This is a genomic window from Vibrio sp. 2033, assembly GCF_033339735.1.
Genome location: NZ_JAWOVC010000001.1, coordinates 627,058 through 643,067 on the forward strand (window position 1 = coordinate 627,058; position 16,010 = coordinate 643,067).

Consider the following 16,010-nt stretch of genomic DNA (forward strand, 5'->3'; position numbering starts at 1 on the left):
CTAAGGAAATATTTTTGAAATTTGTAGAAAAAATAAAAGCTAGGCGAGATACCTAGCTTTTATTCGATGATTTAGTAACCGACTTTATTACAGCATATTTCAGCCTAAATGAAATAAAGTGCCGTTAGATAAATTAAGATAGCTAACGAGAAATAAGGACTAAACAAAACTTGCCAGTACCAGTTTCTTGGCTTGAAGCCCACCCCATACACCATGCTTGAACATACAGACCAAATCAGTGCTGGTGCGATGATTGAGTTAAAACCACCAATTGCTTGATGGTAAGCTTCAGGGTCCCACATCACCAATCCTACGTGCATAAAGCCAAGGATGAGAGATAAGACTCGTAGCAGAGTCTTATCCATTGGTGCGTGAAGTTTCGCTACCTTATCAGCGAGGTTACTCACTGTCTTTATCCATCATTTCTGAGTGCTCTAGCCAAAGAGCGTTGATGATACCGAATGCACAAGCAAGTAGTACACCTAGAATCCATGCGAAATACCACATAGTAAATGCTCCTTAGTAAAGTGAGTTTTTGTTGTCTTCAATGTACTGGTCATCAAGGCGACCAAACATCTTGTAGTAAGTCCAAGATGTGTAGCCAAGGATGATTGGCACCATAACAAACGCAACGCCTGTCATTAGGTTCAGAGTCAGCTCAGATGACGTTGCATCCCACATTGTTAAGCTGTGGCTTGGCATTAAGTCTGAAGGCATGATGAATGGGAACATCGCAAAACCTGCAGTAAAGATAACACCAGCAACACCCAAGCTTGAAGTAATGAACGAAATCGCACATTTTTCAAGACGAGATGCCAATACAGCGAGAAGCGGCATTGCAACACCTAATACAGGAGCAGCCCATAGTAGTGGGTAGTTTTCAAAGTTCTTCATCCACGCACCAGCTTCACGGATAACCTCTTTGTTTAGAGGGTTAGAAGCAGCGTTAGTGTCGATACCGCCAACAATGACGTAACCATCGATATTTTGGATCCAGAAACCAGCCGCTACAAACGCAGCAACCGTCAGTAAACCAGCCAACTGAGCAACGTTGCGCGCACGCACATGCACTTCGCCTGTTGTTTTCATTTGTAGCCAAGTAGAACCTTGCATCAAAATCATGAACAAGCTTACTAGACCACACAACAGTGCAAATGGGTTTAGTAGACCAAAGAATGAGCCATGGTATGTTGGCATCAAGAACTCACTCAATTGGAATGGTACACCTTGTAGAAGGTTGCCAAACGCTACACCAAAGATGATTGGCGGAACAAAACCACTGATTGAGATACAGATATCCCAGGTATTGCGCCATTTTGGATCTTCGATTTTAGAGCGGTAGTCTAGGCCCAGAGGACGAAGCCATAGCGCTGCTAGTGTCAAAATCATCGCTAAGTAGAAGCCTGAAAATGACGTTGCGTAAACCAAAGGCCAAGCTGCGAACAGTGCACCACCAGCAGTGATAAGCCAAACTTGGTTACCATCCCAGTGAGGAGCAATTGAGTTAATCATGACACGGCGTTGCGTGTCGTTTTTACCGATGATAGGTACAAGCGCGCCTACACCCATATCGAAGCCGTCTGTTACTGCAAAACCAACTAGTAGAACACCGATTAGTACCCACCAGATGAGTCGCAAGATTTCGTAATCAAACATCTTGTTATCTCCTTACCTTACGCTTCTACTTGGCGACTAACTTTGTCTTCAACAGAGTCAGCATTTTGCTCGAAGTGGTAGCGACCCGTTTTCAGGCTACTTGGGCCTTTACGAGCGAATTTCAACATTAGGTAAACTTCTGCAATCAGGAATACCGTGTATAGCGCCAGAATTGCGAAGAGTGAAGTCCAGATTTCACCTGCAGTTAGTGCAGAAGCTGCAACATGCACTGGTAAAATTTCACCTACAGCCCAAGGTTGACGGCCGTACTCAGCGACGAACCAACCCGCTTCAATTGCAATCCAAGGTAGTGGAATGCTAAATAGTGCAGCTTTTAGAATCCATTGTTTCTGTTCAATCTTCTGACGACACGTTTGGATAAACGCCGCACCAAAGACAAACAACATGATGAAGCCACAAGCAACCATGATACGGAATGACCAGAATAGCGGCCATACTGTTGGGATTGAGTCGTCCGCAGCAGCTTGGATTTGCTCTTCTGTTGCATCAACAACATTGTCTGTGTAGCGTTTTAGAAGTAGACCGTAACCTAGGTCACCTTTCACTTCATCAAACGCAGTCATGTTTTCTTCTGACTTGTCGCCCGCACGAAGCTTCTCTAGAAGTTCATAAGCGTACATGCCGTCACGAATACGATCGACGTGTTCATCACGTAAATCACGAAGACCTGTTACTTGCTCATCAAAAGAGCGTGTCGCGATAATACCCATTACGTAAGGGATCTTAATTGCGTAATCGGTATGCATCGTTTCCTGGTTAGGAACACCAAATAACGTAAATGCGGCAGGTGCAGGTTCAGTGTGCCACTCTGCTTCAATTGCAGCGAGTTTCACTTTTTGAACTTCACCAAGCTCGTAGCCAGATTCGTCACCAAGAACGATGGTAGATAAGATAGCTGCAATACCGAAAGAAGCAGCAATAGCAAACGAACGACGAGCAAACGCAATGTCACGACCTTTTAATAGGTAGTATGAACTGATGCCTAGAATAAACATTGCGCCACAAGTGTAACCAGAAGCAACCGTATGCACGAACTTAACCTGAGCAACTGGGTTTAGTACAACCTCAGAGAAGCTCACCATTTCCATTCGCATGGTTTCGAAGTTGAAATCTGCGCCTACTGGGTTTTGCATCCAGCCGTTTGCGATAAGAATCCAAAGAGCAGAGAAGTTAGAGCCTAGTGCCACAAGCCAGGTAACCGCTAAGTGTTGGCGTTTAGATAGACGATCCCACCCGAAGAAGAATAGACCAACAAAAGTTGACTCCAGGAAGAATGCGACAAGTGCTTCGATCGCTAGCGGTGCACCGAAGATATCACCTACATAGTGGGAGTAGTAAGACCAGTTCGTACCAAACTGGAACTCCATGGTAAGGCCTGTCGCCACACCAAGTGCAAAGTTAATACCGAATAGCTTACCCCAGAACTTGGTCATGTCCTTATAGATTTGCTTGTTCGTCATTACGTACATCGATTCCATAATGGCCAGAAGGAAGGCCATACCAAGGGTCAATGGTACGAATAGGAAGTGATACATCGCTGTCAGTGCAAACTGCAACCGCGATAGATCAACTACGTCAATCATGGTAACTCCTATGTGTCGGCTGAATGACACTCTCTACATATTGCAATCCATATTCAGGTGTTATTTACACTTGAAAAATGTTGAATTATCACAACTCATTGTTGCAAAAATGTGCTTCATTGGTTAGTTAATTGTTAAGCATCAGCTAATATAGCTGGGGCTAATATTACTTGTAAAAACAGATTGTTTCAAAAGGTTTATAGCCGTAACGCGCTTTGATATACATCAATGTTTATGCGCGGAATTTGCACAAAAATCCATCACATTGATCTAGATCAACCAGTATTGGATACGGATGTTAAGAGAGAGTAATCAGGAGAGAAATTAACCAGTTGCAAGCAAACATCGAGTTAACAATCAATGCTTTTTACTTACTAAACCAGTATGAGAAAAAATTCAAAAAATGTGAGTTTGGTCAACTTTAATGAGGCGCTGGGCAACAAAGGCCCAGCGAGGGAATCTTATTTTTCAATTCCGAAATGCAAATACGCACGATCTGTCGCGATTCTTCCACGCGGAGTGCGTTGTAAATAACCTTGCTGAATAAGATAAGGCTCAAGAACGTCTTCAATAGTGTCCTTTTCTTCACCTATCGCCGCTGCCATGTTGTCGAGCCCGACCGGACCACCACCAAATTTTTCCATAATCGCGAGTAGTAGCTTACGGTCCATGTAATCGAAGCCTTCGGCGTCCACATCAAGCATATTCAACGCCTTATCGGCAACATCGGCACAAATGTGACCATTGCCTTTTACTTCCGCATAATCACGAACACGGCGTAGCAAACGGTTAGCAATACGTGGTGTGCCACGCGCACGTCTTGCCACTTCCAATGCACCTTCAGGTTCCATTGATAAACCTAAACAATCCGCGCTTCGCTGCACGATATCTTGGAGGTCTTTTATCTTATAAAACTCAAGGCGCTGAGTAATACCAAAGCGGTCGCGCAATGGTGACGTTAAAGAGCCCGCTCGGGTCGTCGCACCAATTAACGTAAACGGTGGTAAATCGATCTTAATAGAACGAGCGGCCGGACCTTCACCGATCATAATATCCAGTTGATAATCTTCCATCGCCGGATACAGCACCTCTTCAACCATCGGACTCAAGCGGTGAATCTCATCGATGAACAACACATCGTTTTCTTCAAGGTTGGTTAACAGCGCGGCCAAATCGCCTGCTTTCTCAAGTACAGGGCCTGAAGTAGTGCGAATGTTCACTTCCATTTCATTGGCAACGATATTCGCAAGTGTGGTTTTACCCAAACCTGGGGGACCAAAAATCAAAAGGTGATCAAGTGCTTCGCTACGTAACTGAGCAGCTTTAATGAAGATCTCCATTTGGTCACGGACATGGTCCTGACCTTGGTAATCCGCTAATTTTTTTGGCCGAATAGCACGATCAATGACATCTTCATCACGAAAGGCAGGGTTTTCTGGCGCGATTAAACGATCGGCTTCAATCATCTTTTTACCTTGAAAAATGGTTACCTGAGAGAATAATGCCGCTCGTTTAACAGCAAGTGGCATATTTCTATATCTCGTCATCCTGTACAGCGACGAAGGAGCGTGATACAGGATCTTCTATCCGAGCGATTTATGGTCAAATTGTTTCATCAACCGCTCAGCGTGCTGCTATTAGATTCCCAGTCTCGCCAGGCTCGCTGAAATGACACAAAAAAACATCGTTAAGCGATTGGCATTAACCTTAGAGAATGAGTTATCTTGAACAAATGTTCACTGTGCAACCAGCGTTACACCATTGATTTTAGAGCTTCACGGATCATTTGCTCACTGCTCATGTCCGGTTTAGCGATCTGAGATACCACTTTCGACGCTTGAGTCGGCTTGTAACCTAGAGCTAGAAGCGCACTGATTGCCTCTTCTTCCGCGTTGTTGGATGTCGCACTAGAATCCGCAGGAGCAGCATCCGTAAATGGTGTAAATAGATCGCCTGCGCCCCACCCTTTCAAGCGGTCTTTCATTTCAACAACCAATCGCTCTGCGGTTTTCTTGCCAACGCCTGGAAGCTTAACCAGCGTAGAAACGTCTTCATGTTCCACACAAGTAACAAATTGCGTTGCTGTCATACCAGAGAGAATACCAAGACCGAGTTTAGGACCAACGCCATTGGCTTTGATCACTTCACGGAAAAGTGCTCGTTCTTTTACCGTGTTGAAACCATATAGCAATTGCGCATCTTCACGGACAACAAAGTGAGTATAAATAATGGCTTCTTCGCCAACATTTGGCAGTTCGTAAAAACAGCTCATTGGCATCTGGACTTCATAGCCAATGCCATTAACTTCAATTAATACTTCAGGTGGTTGCTTTTCAATCAGTATGCCACGAAGACGTCCAATCACTATAAATACTCTTTGGAAATGAATTTGCGACAGGATAATAAAGAACTGGATAGACATCCAGTTAATTTTATCGATAGCGCCCTTTTCTGGCACTGGTTGCTTTGCCCGCTAAGGCAACGAGAGTCTTGTTAGTATTGGCATGACAAATCGCCACACCTAAAGCATCGGCCGCATCCGCTTGAGGCTTGGCGGGCAATTTAAGCATCTGCTGAACCATATGCTGAACTTGCGCTTTGTCCGCGCCACCAGTGCCTACGACAGCTTGCTTAATAAGACGAGCCGCGTATTCAAATACCGGCAACTCCGCATTCACCGCAGCAACAATTGCACTGCCACGAGCTTGGCCAAGTTTTAGCGCTGAATCCGCGTTTTTGGCCATAAACACTTGCTCGATCGCGAAAACGTCCGGTTGAAACTGGGTAATGATTTCCGTGACGCCTGCATAAATCTGTTTAAGCCGACCCGGAAGTTCTTTTTCTGAAGTACGAATGCAGCCACTACCAAGGTATTGCAAGTGGCGTCCATTTTGACGAATGACCCCATAGCCGGTAATGCGCGAACCTGGGTCAATGCCCAAAATAATTGACATGAATGTTCCTAAAAATGAGGCCTAATTCGGCCTCAGTCTTTTTATTATTACTTGCTAACTTCGGAGCAAATACCGCTCCCGACACCTTGAGTTTAATCTAGCGTAGCCGCAACGTCGTCAGAGATATCACCATTGTGATAAACCTCTTGAACGTCGTCCAGATCTTCCAAAGCGTCAATCAAACGAAGTAGTTTTGGCGCAGTATCCGCGTCCAAATCTGCTTTCGTAGATGGGATCAGCGACACCTCCGCGTTCTCTGCCTCAAACCCTGCGGCATCAAGAGCATCTTTTACGAGTCCAAAATCGCCTGGGGCCGTGTAGACATCAATCGAGCCATCTTCTGCCGTTTCAATGTCATCAGCACCACTTTCTAATGCTACTTCCATTACCGCATCCTCATCTAAACCTGGGCCATATGAAATCACGCCTTTCTTGTCGAAAAGATAGTTGACGCTACCATCCGTCCCCAGATTACCGCCTGACTTTGAGAATGCATGGCGCACGCCAGATACCGTACGATTTCGGTTATCCGTCATACATTCGACCATGACCGCCGTACCACCTGGACCATAACCTTCATAGATCACGGTTTCCATGTTGTCGTCGCCTTCACCACCAGCACCTCGGCTGACAGCGCGGTTGACAGTGTCACGTGTCATGTTGTTAGACAGTGCTTTATCAATTGCTGCTCGCAAACGTGGGTTATTTTCTGGCTCACCGCCCCCCTCTTTTGCCGCAACAACGATTTCACGAATTAATTTAGTAAAGATTTTGCCGCGCTTCGCATCTTGCGCTGCTTTACGGTGACGAATATTCGCCCATTTACTATGACCAGCCATAATTCACCTTTTAATGTATTTTGACGCTTAATAACAAAAACATGTTCTAAAAAGCGTTGCTTGGGAAATTGCTTTGGAAGTTTCTTGGGTTTATTTAAACAAAAACTCCCGCAGTTGCGGGAGTTTTCTTCAAATGTTGTGCTCTTATTCTGCGTCTTTTTCTTTCGCTGCAGTTACTGCGATTGCTAGTTCTTCTAGCGCTGCTGGGTTCGCAATACTTGGTGCGTCTGTTAGTAGACACGCCGCTGCTGTTGTTTTAGGGAACGCGATAACATCACGGATGTTCTCTGTGCCACATAGCAGCATTACTAGACGGTCTAGACCAAATGCAAGACCAGCATGTGGAGGCGTACCGAATTTCAGCGCATCAAGCAGGAAGCCGAACTTAAGCTGTTGCTCTTCAGGTGTGATACCTAGAATATCAAATACGGCTTCTTGCATATCTGCATTGTGGATACGAACAGAGCCGCCGCCCACTTCGTAGCCATTTAGAACCATATCGTAAGCGTTAGAATTTGCCGCAGCAGGGTTTGCTTTTAGCTCTTCTGCAGTCACACCTAGAGGCGATGTGAATGGGTGGTGCATCGCGTGTAGGTTGCCTTCGTCATCTTCTTCGAACATTGGGAAGTCAACAACCCATAGTGGAGCCCATGCAGACTCATCCGTTAGCTCTAGGTCTTTACCTAGTTTCAAACGTAGCGCACCCATTGCTTCTGCAACGATACCCGCTTTATCAGCGCCAAATAGGATAATGTCACCAGATTCCGCTTGAGTACGATCTAGAATGCCGTTGATCACGTCTTCATTTAGGAACTTAGCGACTGGAGATTGGATACCTTCCATGCCCGCTGCACGGTCATTAACCTTCATCCAAGCTAGACCTTTCGCACCGTAGATGCCAACGAATTCACCGTAGCCATCAATTTGCTTACGAGTCAGAGAAGCGCCACCTGGAACGCGAATAACGGCAACGCGGCCTTTTTCATCGTTTGCTGGACCTGAGAATACTTTGAACTCAACGTCTTTCACTAGGTCAGCAACGTCTACTAGTTCCAGTGGGTTACGTAGGTCTGGCTTGTCAGAACCGAAACGACGAATCGCTTCGCTGAACGGCATTACTGGGAATTCACCTAGGTCAACGTTTAGTAGCTCTTGCCACATTTCACGAACCATTTTCTCAGTCGTTGCACGAACTTGGTCAGCCGTCATGAATGACGTTTCGATATCGATCTGAGTGAATTCTGGTTGACGGTCAGCACGCAAGTCTTCATCACGGAAACACTTAACGATTTGGTAGTAACGGTCAAAACCAGACATCATTAGAAGTTGTTTGAATAGCTGTGGAGACTGAGGAAGCGCGTAGAAGCTGCCTTTGTGAACACGGCTAGGTACTAGGTAGTCACGAGCGCCTTCTGGAGTCGCTTTTGTTAGAACTGGTGTTTCGATGTCTAGGAAACCGTTGTCATCTAGGAAACGACGAACAAAGCTAGACGCTTTAGCTCGTAGCTTGATGCGGTCGCTCATTTCTGGACGACGTAGATCTAGGTAACGGTACTTCAGGCGCTGCTCTTCAGAGTTCTTTTGGTTGAAGTCTAGAGGCAGAACATCAGAACGGTTGATGATTTCAAGACCTTTCGCAAGGATCTCAACTTCACCTGTTGCCATGTCTTTGTTTGCTTGGCTCTCTGGGCGAACGCGCACTTCACCCGTTAGTTTGATACAGAATTCATTACGAAGTGTGTTCGCCACTTCATACGCATCCGCCATATCTGGATCAACAACTACCTGAACGATACCTTCGCGATCTCGCATATCAATAAAAATAAGACCGCCTAAATCACGACGACGGTTAACCCAGCCGCAAAGTTCTACAGTTTGTCCTGCAAGGGACTTGTTCAGGTGACCACAGTAATGGGTACGCATAATGAAATTCCCAATCTCTCAAATGTTGTTAACTACGCTCTGTCAGCCTCATTGCTAAGCAGAGTAAAGATTCAGTTATACGCTGAATGTCCACGAAAATCGACTACTCAACATACAATTACGTGTGTTTTATCATTCACTGGTGCTTTTTAGTACAACAAATGTTCAAAAGCGCACCAAAGCGAAAAAATTGGGGAGGATTATAGCGTGAAATTACCTATTTCAGCAAAACTCTCGTAAAGTATTCACACGAGTAGCAAGCAGTAAAGAATAATGGATAACTTACCTCTTCGACTTGGATTGACGATGTGGTCGCACAATCAATGGCAACAAAGTTTTTACGGCAGCGGGACAAAGCCCGCTGAACGTTTAGAAAGGTATGCGCAAGTGTTTCATACCGTGGAAGGCAACACGACATTTTATGCCACACCGACGCTCAATACAGTGCAAAACTGGAGAGCCGCAACCCACGATGATTTTCGCTTTACTTTCAAACTTCCTAAAGCCATCACTCATGAGCAAATGCTAAGAGGTTGCAGCGAACAACTGAGAGACTTCATGAAAGTCATGGAGCCTTTGCATGACCGTGTGGGCCAATGGACAATTCAATTACCAGCCGCATTTGGTCCTGAGCACCTTGATCGGCTGAAAAAGTTCTGTGCGAACTTTCCACCTAACTTCCCTCTCGGTGTTGAGGTTCGCCATATGGCATTTTTCTCCAAAGGCGAAGAAGAGCGAGCACTTAACCAATGGTTAGTAGAGAATAATATTGACCGCATTATTATGGATAGCCGCCCAGTCTTTGCCGCTAAGCCCGACAATGAGGCGATTATTGATGCACAAATGAAAAAACCACGAGTCCCTGTTCACGCCATTGCTACCGCTTCACACCCTTTGATTCGCTTTATTGGTCATCCAGAAGAACAGCAAAATTACGAGTTTTTTAAACCATGGCTCAACAAGTTGCCACAATGGATTGCCGAAGGTAAACAGCCATATGTCATGATCCATACCGCAGACAATATAATTGCGCCAGAGTTGGCCGCAAACCTATATAAAGACATACAAAAGCTTATCACACTCCCTGAGTTATCACCTTTCCCAGCTGACGATGGCAACTCGCAGTTACAGATGTTCTAACGCAACACATGACAGAGGCGCGAAATTCCCATAAAATACGCGCCTTTTTTGGTGCCTGACATTTTCAGGCGGCTTGTATGCAGAGACTTAGTTATGAACCCTAAGAGCAATCCAGATACTATTTTTTCGGCTCCAATCGATAAAATTGGGGATTTCACGTTCGATGAACGCGTAGCGGAAGTATTTCCTGACATGATTCAACGATCGGTACCGGGTTACAGCAATATCATTTCTGCAATCGGTATGCTGGCAGAGCGTTTTGTAAAACCTCACTCAAACATCTATGACCTTGGCTGTTCTTTGGGTGCTGCAACATTGTCTATGCGTCGCCATATCAAACAAGAAGGTTGCCAAATCATCGCAGTGGACAACTCTCCTGCGATGGTTGAGCGTTGTAAACTTCACGTCAACGCTTACCGCAGTGACACTCCTGTGGATGTAGTAGAAGCAGACATTCGCAATATCGAAATTGAAAACGCGTCAGTGGTGGTGTTGAACTTCACTTTGCAATTCCTCTCTCCAGAAGATCGTTACTCCTTGCTCGAGAAAATTTACGCAGGCCTGCGTCCAGGCGGCATTTTGATTCTATCGGAGAAGTTCGTCTTCGAAGATGAAGTTTCGAACGAACTGTTAATTGACCTTCACCACGACTTTAAACGTGCGAATGGTTATAGCGAACTAGAAATCAGCCAAAAGCGCAGCGCGATAGAAAACGTAATGCGCCCAGATTCAAAGAAAGAACATAAAGAGCGTTTCGCTAAAATTGGCTTTTCTAGCTACGATGTTTGGTTCCAATGCTTTAACTTCGGCTCCATGTTCGCGATTAAATAGACCATGCATACAAAGCCTGAACCATACCGATTTCGGCTTTTGTTAATAATTTATACCCATCAACTCAGCGATTAACTAACTATGTTTAACTTTGCAAATTTCTACCAATTGATTGCCCAAGACACCCGTCTTCAACCTTGGCTTAATGTGCTTCCACAACAGCTAACGGATTGGCAAAATGCAGAGCACGGTGACTTTGGTCGCTGGTTGAAAGCCCTGAACAAAATCCCAGCGGGTAGACCGGACAGCATCGACATTGTTGATTCTGTCACGATTTCAAACAATGAGCCGATGCCTCAAGGGGAACTTAAAAAGCTAGAAAGCTTACTTCGTACATTCCATCCTTGGCGCAAAGGCCCATACCACGTACACGGCATCCATATTGATACTGAGTGGCGCAGTGATTGGAAATGGGACCGCGTGCTTCCACATATTTCTCCATTAAAGAATCGCAGCGTACTCGATGTAGGTTGTGGTAACGGCTACCACATGTGGCGCATGCTAGGCGAAGGTGCACGCTTAACTGTCGGTATCGATCCATCTCACCTGTTTCTAATTCAGTTCGAAGCAATTCGTAAACTAATGGGCGATGACCAACGTGCACACCTACTGCCATTGGGCATTGAACAACTACCTAAGTTGGAAGCGTTCGATACAGTATTCAGCATGGGCGTGCTTTACCATCGCCGCTCGCCTCTCGATCATTTAGTGCAACTAAAAGATCAATTGGTATCTGGAGGTGAACTCGTATTGGAAACACTCGTGATTGAAGGTGATGAGAATGCAGTACTGGTCCCGACTTCTCGTTACGCGCAAATGCGTAATGTCTATTTCTTCCCTTCAGCAAAAGCCCTAAAAGTGTGGCTAGAATTGGTCGGTTTTGAAGATGTTCGTATCGTTGATGAAAACATCACATCCGTAGATGAACAACGTACCACAGATTGGATGACGCATAACTCTCTACCTGACTACTTAGATCCGAACGACCCAAGCAAAACTGTAGAAGGCTATCCTGCCCCTCGCCGCGCGGTTCTTGTCGCTCGCAAATCATAATTCGCTGAGATTCCTGACATTGTCTTAACTCATTTTACGAGTTAAGACATTACCCTCTTTCCTCGTAATGAGCGAGTTTGTTTTTTGAATCCATTTTTCACGTCAAAATATGAGCACGCTCTAAATAAGGATGCGCTTTTATGTCCTTGATTTTTGGCTTTTCATCACTATTCCTCAAACAATAAGTAATAGAGAAACATTCTTACTTGTGAGGCTTTATCGATATAAGCTAAACTCCTAAAAAATAAACAACTTAATCCAATCCCAAGGTTTTCAATGTTATTACGATTGACCCCGATTGTTGCCATCGCCTTACTATCTGGATGCTCACTAACCAAAGGCGAACAGTACCACCAAGAAACGTTAGCGGCGATTCAAAATTCAGAAGCGAATGTCAATAATCGCATTACCAACCTAGAGCTTCAGCTCAGCAACCAATCGGACTATATCGACAGCCTTGAAGAACAAGTCGATAAACTACAGGTTGAACTTCTTACATTTCGCGATGAAGCAATGGCAGAAGTAAAAAAACCGAAAGAGCCGATTATTGTCCAATCTCCCGCTCCTGTGGAACCAACCCCAACTCACGATATTGTCCTTGGCTCTATCGAAAAGGTCACTGTAGAGTCGATTAAGCAAACTTTTGATGCACGTATCGACACTGGTGCCGCGACGTCGTCTTTAAATGCCGTTGATATTGAAGAGTTCGAAAGAAATGGCAAAAAATGGGTCCGATTCCACTTAGCAGACACCAGTAAATCCGAAGAAGAGAAAAGTACTTGGATCGAAGCTCCTGTCATTCGCTACGTCAAAATCCGCCAGGTTACCAGTGAAGAGTTAGAACGCCGCGCTGTGGTAGAACTTTGGGTGCGCGTTGGAAAAATTCATGAAAAAGCGCAATTTACGTTGGCAGATCGCTCACATATGAACCATCCTATTTTACTGGGTAGAGAATTTATGCGCGACATAGCACTTGTCGATGTAAGTCGTACCTATATCCAAACGGACGAAGATAAAAAATAATAAGGTAGATTATGACGTCAAAAATACCGTTTTACCTTTCTATCATCTTATTGGTGATTGCGGGCATTGCTCTGAGTGTTTTCAGACATGAAAACTACGGCGTGCCTTGGACGCCAGGCGAAACTCGCCAGGTATGGGATGTAGAAGCTCGTATTGAGTTCAATGCTAACGGCAACGAAGTAAAAGCGTCACTTGCAGCACCTCATACACAAAGTGGTTACACACTTATAGGTGAATCTGCTTCCTCATCAGGTTATGGCGTTTCCTACATCAATGACGATTCAGGCCGTCGTGCAGAATGGTCAATTCGCCAAGCTCAAGGGCCACAAACCATATACTACAAAGCCCAGTTCTTAGTGGACCCTCAGGCTAAAGTCACTCCTTTACCGCCAACGGAAGACATTACGCCACCAACGCTTTCAGCGCCACAAGCAGCAGCGGCAAATGCCCTTATCGAACGTGCGATGAGTCGCTCAGCCGATAATGTGACGTTTACTCGTGAGCTTATCAAAGCGCTTAATGACCCAGATAGCCAAAACTCGTCGCTACTACTGAACGATTTCAGCCGTACTGATGCACTGCATAATATTTTGCTTACCGCAGGTATACAAAGCAAAACCGTCGGTGTTATCGAACTAGAAGATGGTCGTCGACGCCAAACAATTCAACCAATGGTTCAGGTTTGGTCAGGTAAAGATTGGGTACTGTTTTCACCAAAATCCGAACAAAAAGCAGTGAAACCCAACTTGTTAGTGTGGGATGAATCAAACGTATCCTTACTTGACCTTGTTGGTGGTAAAAATAGCCAAGTGCATTTCTCGATGATTAAGCAAGAAATGACACCACAACAAGCTACGAACAACAAAATAGAAGCAGATGGATTACTGAATATTTCAATTCATAGCCTACCTTTGGAAGAGCAAGCGATGTTCAAAACCATCATGCTCATCCCTATTGGTGCTCTGATCGTTGTGTTCTTGCGTGTGATTATCGGCCTGAAAACATCCGGTACCTTTATGCCTGTGTTGATTGCCGTTGCTTTTGTTCAAACTCAACTATTAACGGGTATTGTCGGTTTCTTGCTAATTGTAGGTACAGGCCTGATTATTCGAAGCTATTTGTCTAGGTTGAACTTATTGCTGGTAGCAAGGATATCTGCGGTCATTATTACCGTTATTATGATCATCTCGGTGTTCACCGTTGTTGCGTTTAAGATGGGCTTAACAGAAGGCCTAACAATTACCTTCTTCCCTATGATCATCTTGTCTTGGACGATTGAACGTATGTCAATCCTATGGGAAGAAGAAGGTGCGAAGGAAGTTGCTCTGCAAGGTGGTGGTTCATTGCTGACAGCGGTATTAGTTTACCTTGCAATGACGAACTCATACATTCAACACTTAACCTTTAACTTCATTGGTCTACAGTTGATTGTTCTGGCCGGTATTCTATTACTAGGTACTTACACAGGTTACCGCCTCACTGAGCTACGACGCTTCAAACCACTAGCGGAGGACTAAACGATGTTCGAAAGTTTTACTTCGCCGTCTAAGCTTCGCCATAAAGGCATTATGGGGATGAACAAGCGTAACCACAGCTATATTGGCCGTTACAATGATCGTTCTAAATACCCACTTGTCGATGACAAGCTAAAGACCAAGATTATTGCACAGGCAGCAGGAGCAACAGTTCCTGCCCTGATCGGTGTCATTCATAACCAAGCTGAAGTTAAGACTATCCACAAAATGGTTGAGAACTGGCCTGGTTTTGTAATCAAACCTGCACAAGGTAGTGGCGGTAAAGGCATTCTGGTTGTTACGTCTCACAAAAACGGGGTATATACCAAACCCTCCGGCTCTACAATTGGTAGGGATGAGGTCGAGCGTCACATTAGTAATGCGCTTGCTGGCCTTTTCTCTCTTGGTGGTAAAAATGACGTTGCTGTGGTTGAAAACTTAATCAAGTTTGATGACTGTTTTGATGGCTTCAGTTATGAAGGCGTACCAGATGTTCGGATCATCGTATTTAAAGGTTATCCAGTTATGGCGATGATGCGCTGCTCTACAGCGGCTTCCGACGGCAAAGCAAACCTTCACCAAGGTGCGGTAGGAGTAGGCATTGACATCGCGACAGGTAAAGCCGTCAGAGCGGTGCAGTTCGATCATCCAGTGACTCATCACCCTGATACAGGTAAAGACCTTTCGACCCTTCAAGTACCGCATTGGGAGCGCTTGCTGGAGCTTGCGTCAAGTGCCTGGGAAATGACAGGTTTGGGATACATGGGTACGGATATGGTGCTGGATAAAGATGAAGGACCTATGGTTTTAGAGCTTAACGCTCGCCCTGGTCTGGCAATCCAAATCGCTAATGGTGCAGGCTTGCTTCCTCGTTTGAAACACATAGAGAGCCTTGGCACACCTGCTGAGTATCCAAAACCGATTGAACGCGTCGCTTACGCGGCAGAGCAGTTCGGTGTGAAGCCGTTGTTCTAACCCTCCGACATAATGTTCGTTATTACTCGCCAGTAATTGTCATGATTACTGGCGTTTTTGTTCCCGCATCCAAAAACCTTGCACTTGCTCTCCTTATTAAACACATCCTTCTCATATATAAGTTGAATCAATGATCGAGCTAACAAAATCAACATAGATCGTTTCTGTTCTACTTTGCCTTTTGAGTATGATGAGAGCTCCCCTTACTCAACTTGAGAGGTTGGGAAATGCTAATAAAAGAAACAAATAATGATGAACCAGAGCTTGAAGAACAAGAGAGCTTAGACCAACACCTACAGCGCTTGTCTGAGCTTTCTGTCCAAGCACTTGAAGAGCTTGCTGAAATGATCGAAGTCAGGGACGATATTCCAGAGGAATAAACGTCGCTTCCTCATTAAGTTCCGCTAATAAGCCGAGACTGCCGTCCTACAGTCTCGGCTTATCTTATGTAGTTCGAAGCCTACCTCGCAAACAGATACAAAAACGCCCGCGTTCATG

General features: G+C 45.0%; 16 protein-coding genes. 7 read left to right on the top strand and 9 right to left on the bottom strand.

Translation table 11 applies throughout. The features are described 5' to 3' along the window. Positions 1–104: 104 nt before the first annotated feature. The 9 genes from ybgE to aspS form a co-directional block, all read right to left on the bottom strand. Positions 105–407 (bottom strand): cyd operon protein YbgE, encoded by a 303-nt coding sequence (gene ybgE, locus R7P74_RS02815; RefSeq protein ID WP_005378304.1) that lies wholly within the window; start codon positions 405–407, stop codon positions 105–107. Further along, positions 400–507, bottom strand: coding sequence for a cytochrome bd-I oxidase subunit CydX (gene cydX, locus R7P74_RS02820; RefSeq protein WP_000270284.1), 108 nt, complete (start codon positions 505–507; stop codon positions 400–402). Before cydX ends, ybgE begins: the two co-directional genes overlap by 8 nt. Positions 508–519: 12 nt before the next feature. Then, positions 520–1,656 carry a cytochrome d ubiquinol oxidase subunit II gene (gene cydB / locus R7P74_RS02825; RefSeq protein ID WP_006742909.1) on the bottom strand — a complete coding sequence of 379 codons (1,137 nt, stop codon included), beginning with the start codon at positions 1,654–1,656 and terminating at the stop codon, positions 520–522. 17 nt (positions 1,657–1,673) lie between these two features. Continuing rightward, positions 1,674–3,260 carry a cytochrome ubiquinol oxidase subunit I gene (cydA, locus tag R7P74_RS02830; protein ID WP_005378311.1) on the bottom strand — a complete coding sequence of 529 codons (1,587 nt, stop codon included), beginning with the start codon at positions 3,258–3,260 and terminating at the stop codon, positions 1,674–1,676. Positions 3,261–3,721: 461 nt separating this feature from the next. Next, positions 3,722–4,726, bottom strand: a complete 1,005-nt coding sequence (gene ruvB / locus R7P74_RS02835) for a Holliday junction branch migration DNA helicase RuvB (RefSeq protein WP_005378312.1) — start codon at positions 4,724–4,726, stop codon at positions 3,722–3,724. 287 nt (positions 4,727–5,013) lie between these two features. Beyond that, positions 5,014–5,625 carry a Holliday junction branch migration protein RuvA gene (gene ruvA / locus R7P74_RS02840; RefSeq protein ID WP_017820041.1) on the bottom strand — a complete coding sequence of 204 codons (612 nt, stop codon included), beginning with the start codon at positions 5,623–5,625 and terminating at the stop codon, positions 5,014–5,016. A gap of 67 nt (positions 5,626–5,692) precedes the next feature. Further along, positions 5,693–6,214 (bottom strand): crossover junction endodeoxyribonuclease RuvC, encoded by a 522-nt coding sequence (gene ruvC, locus R7P74_RS02845; protein ID WP_005387909.1) that lies wholly within the window; start codon positions 6,212–6,214, stop codon positions 5,693–5,695. A 92-nt stretch (positions 6,215–6,306) separates the two neighbouring features. Beyond that, a complete protein-coding gene (locus R7P74_RS02850; RefSeq protein ID WP_005378402.1) occupies positions 6,307–7,053 on the bottom strand; it encodes a YebC/PmpR family DNA-binding transcriptional regulator in 747 nt (248 codons plus the stop codon). A gap of 144 nt (positions 7,054–7,197) precedes the next feature. Beyond that, positions 7,198–8,976, bottom strand: a complete 1,779-nt coding sequence (gene aspS, locus R7P74_RS02855) for an aspartate--tRNA ligase (RefSeq protein ID WP_005378401.1) — start codon at positions 8,974–8,976, stop codon at positions 7,198–7,200. A 273-nt stretch (positions 8,977–9,249) separates the two neighbouring features. Here aspS and R7P74_RS02860 point away from each other — a divergent pair, with 273 nt between their 5' ends. From R7P74_RS02860 to R7P74_RS02890, 7 genes are all read left to right on the top strand, one after another. Continuing rightward, the gene (locus R7P74_RS02860) at positions 9,250–10,116 is read left to right on the top strand and encodes a DUF72 domain-containing protein (protein ID WP_170897174.1); all 867 of its coding nucleotides are present in this window, start codon (positions 9,250–9,252) and stop codon (positions 10,114–10,116) included. A 93-nt stretch (positions 10,117–10,209) separates the two neighbouring features. Further along, positions 10,210–10,947 (top strand): carboxy-S-adenosyl-L-methionine synthase CmoA, encoded by a 738-nt coding sequence (gene cmoA, locus R7P74_RS02865; protein ID WP_017635063.1) that lies wholly within the window; start codon positions 10,210–10,212, stop codon positions 10,945–10,947. A gap of 81 nt (positions 10,948–11,028) precedes the next feature. Then, positions 11,029–12,000, top strand: coding sequence for a tRNA 5-methoxyuridine(34)/uridine 5-oxyacetic acid(34) synthase CmoB (cmoB, locus tag R7P74_RS02870; protein WP_054700774.1), 972 nt, complete (start codon positions 11,029–11,031; stop codon positions 11,998–12,000). Positions 12,001–12,276: 276 nt separating this feature from the next. Continuing rightward, positions 12,277–13,023: an ATP-dependent zinc protease family protein gene (locus tag R7P74_RS02875; RefSeq protein WP_005378391.1), complete on the top strand. Its 747-nt coding sequence runs from the start codon at positions 12,277–12,279 to the stop codon at positions 13,021–13,023. Between the two features lie 11 nt (positions 13,024–13,034). Then, a complete protein-coding gene (locus tag R7P74_RS02880; protein WP_005378389.1) occupies positions 13,035–14,540 on the top strand; it encodes an inactive transglutaminase family protein in 1,506 nt (501 codons plus the stop codon). A gap of 3 nt (positions 14,541–14,543) precedes the next feature. Next, positions 14,544–15,512 carry an alpha-L-glutamate ligase-like protein gene (locus tag R7P74_RS02885; RefSeq protein ID WP_005378387.1) on the top strand — a complete coding sequence of 323 codons (969 nt, stop codon included), beginning with the start codon at positions 14,544–14,546 and terminating at the stop codon, positions 15,510–15,512. A gap of 227 nt (positions 15,513–15,739) precedes the next feature. Beyond that, positions 15,740–15,892, top strand: a complete 153-nt coding sequence (locus tag R7P74_RS02890; protein WP_005378381.1) for a hypothetical protein — start codon at positions 15,740–15,742, stop codon at positions 15,890–15,892. Positions 15,893–16,010 lie beyond the last annotated feature (118 nt).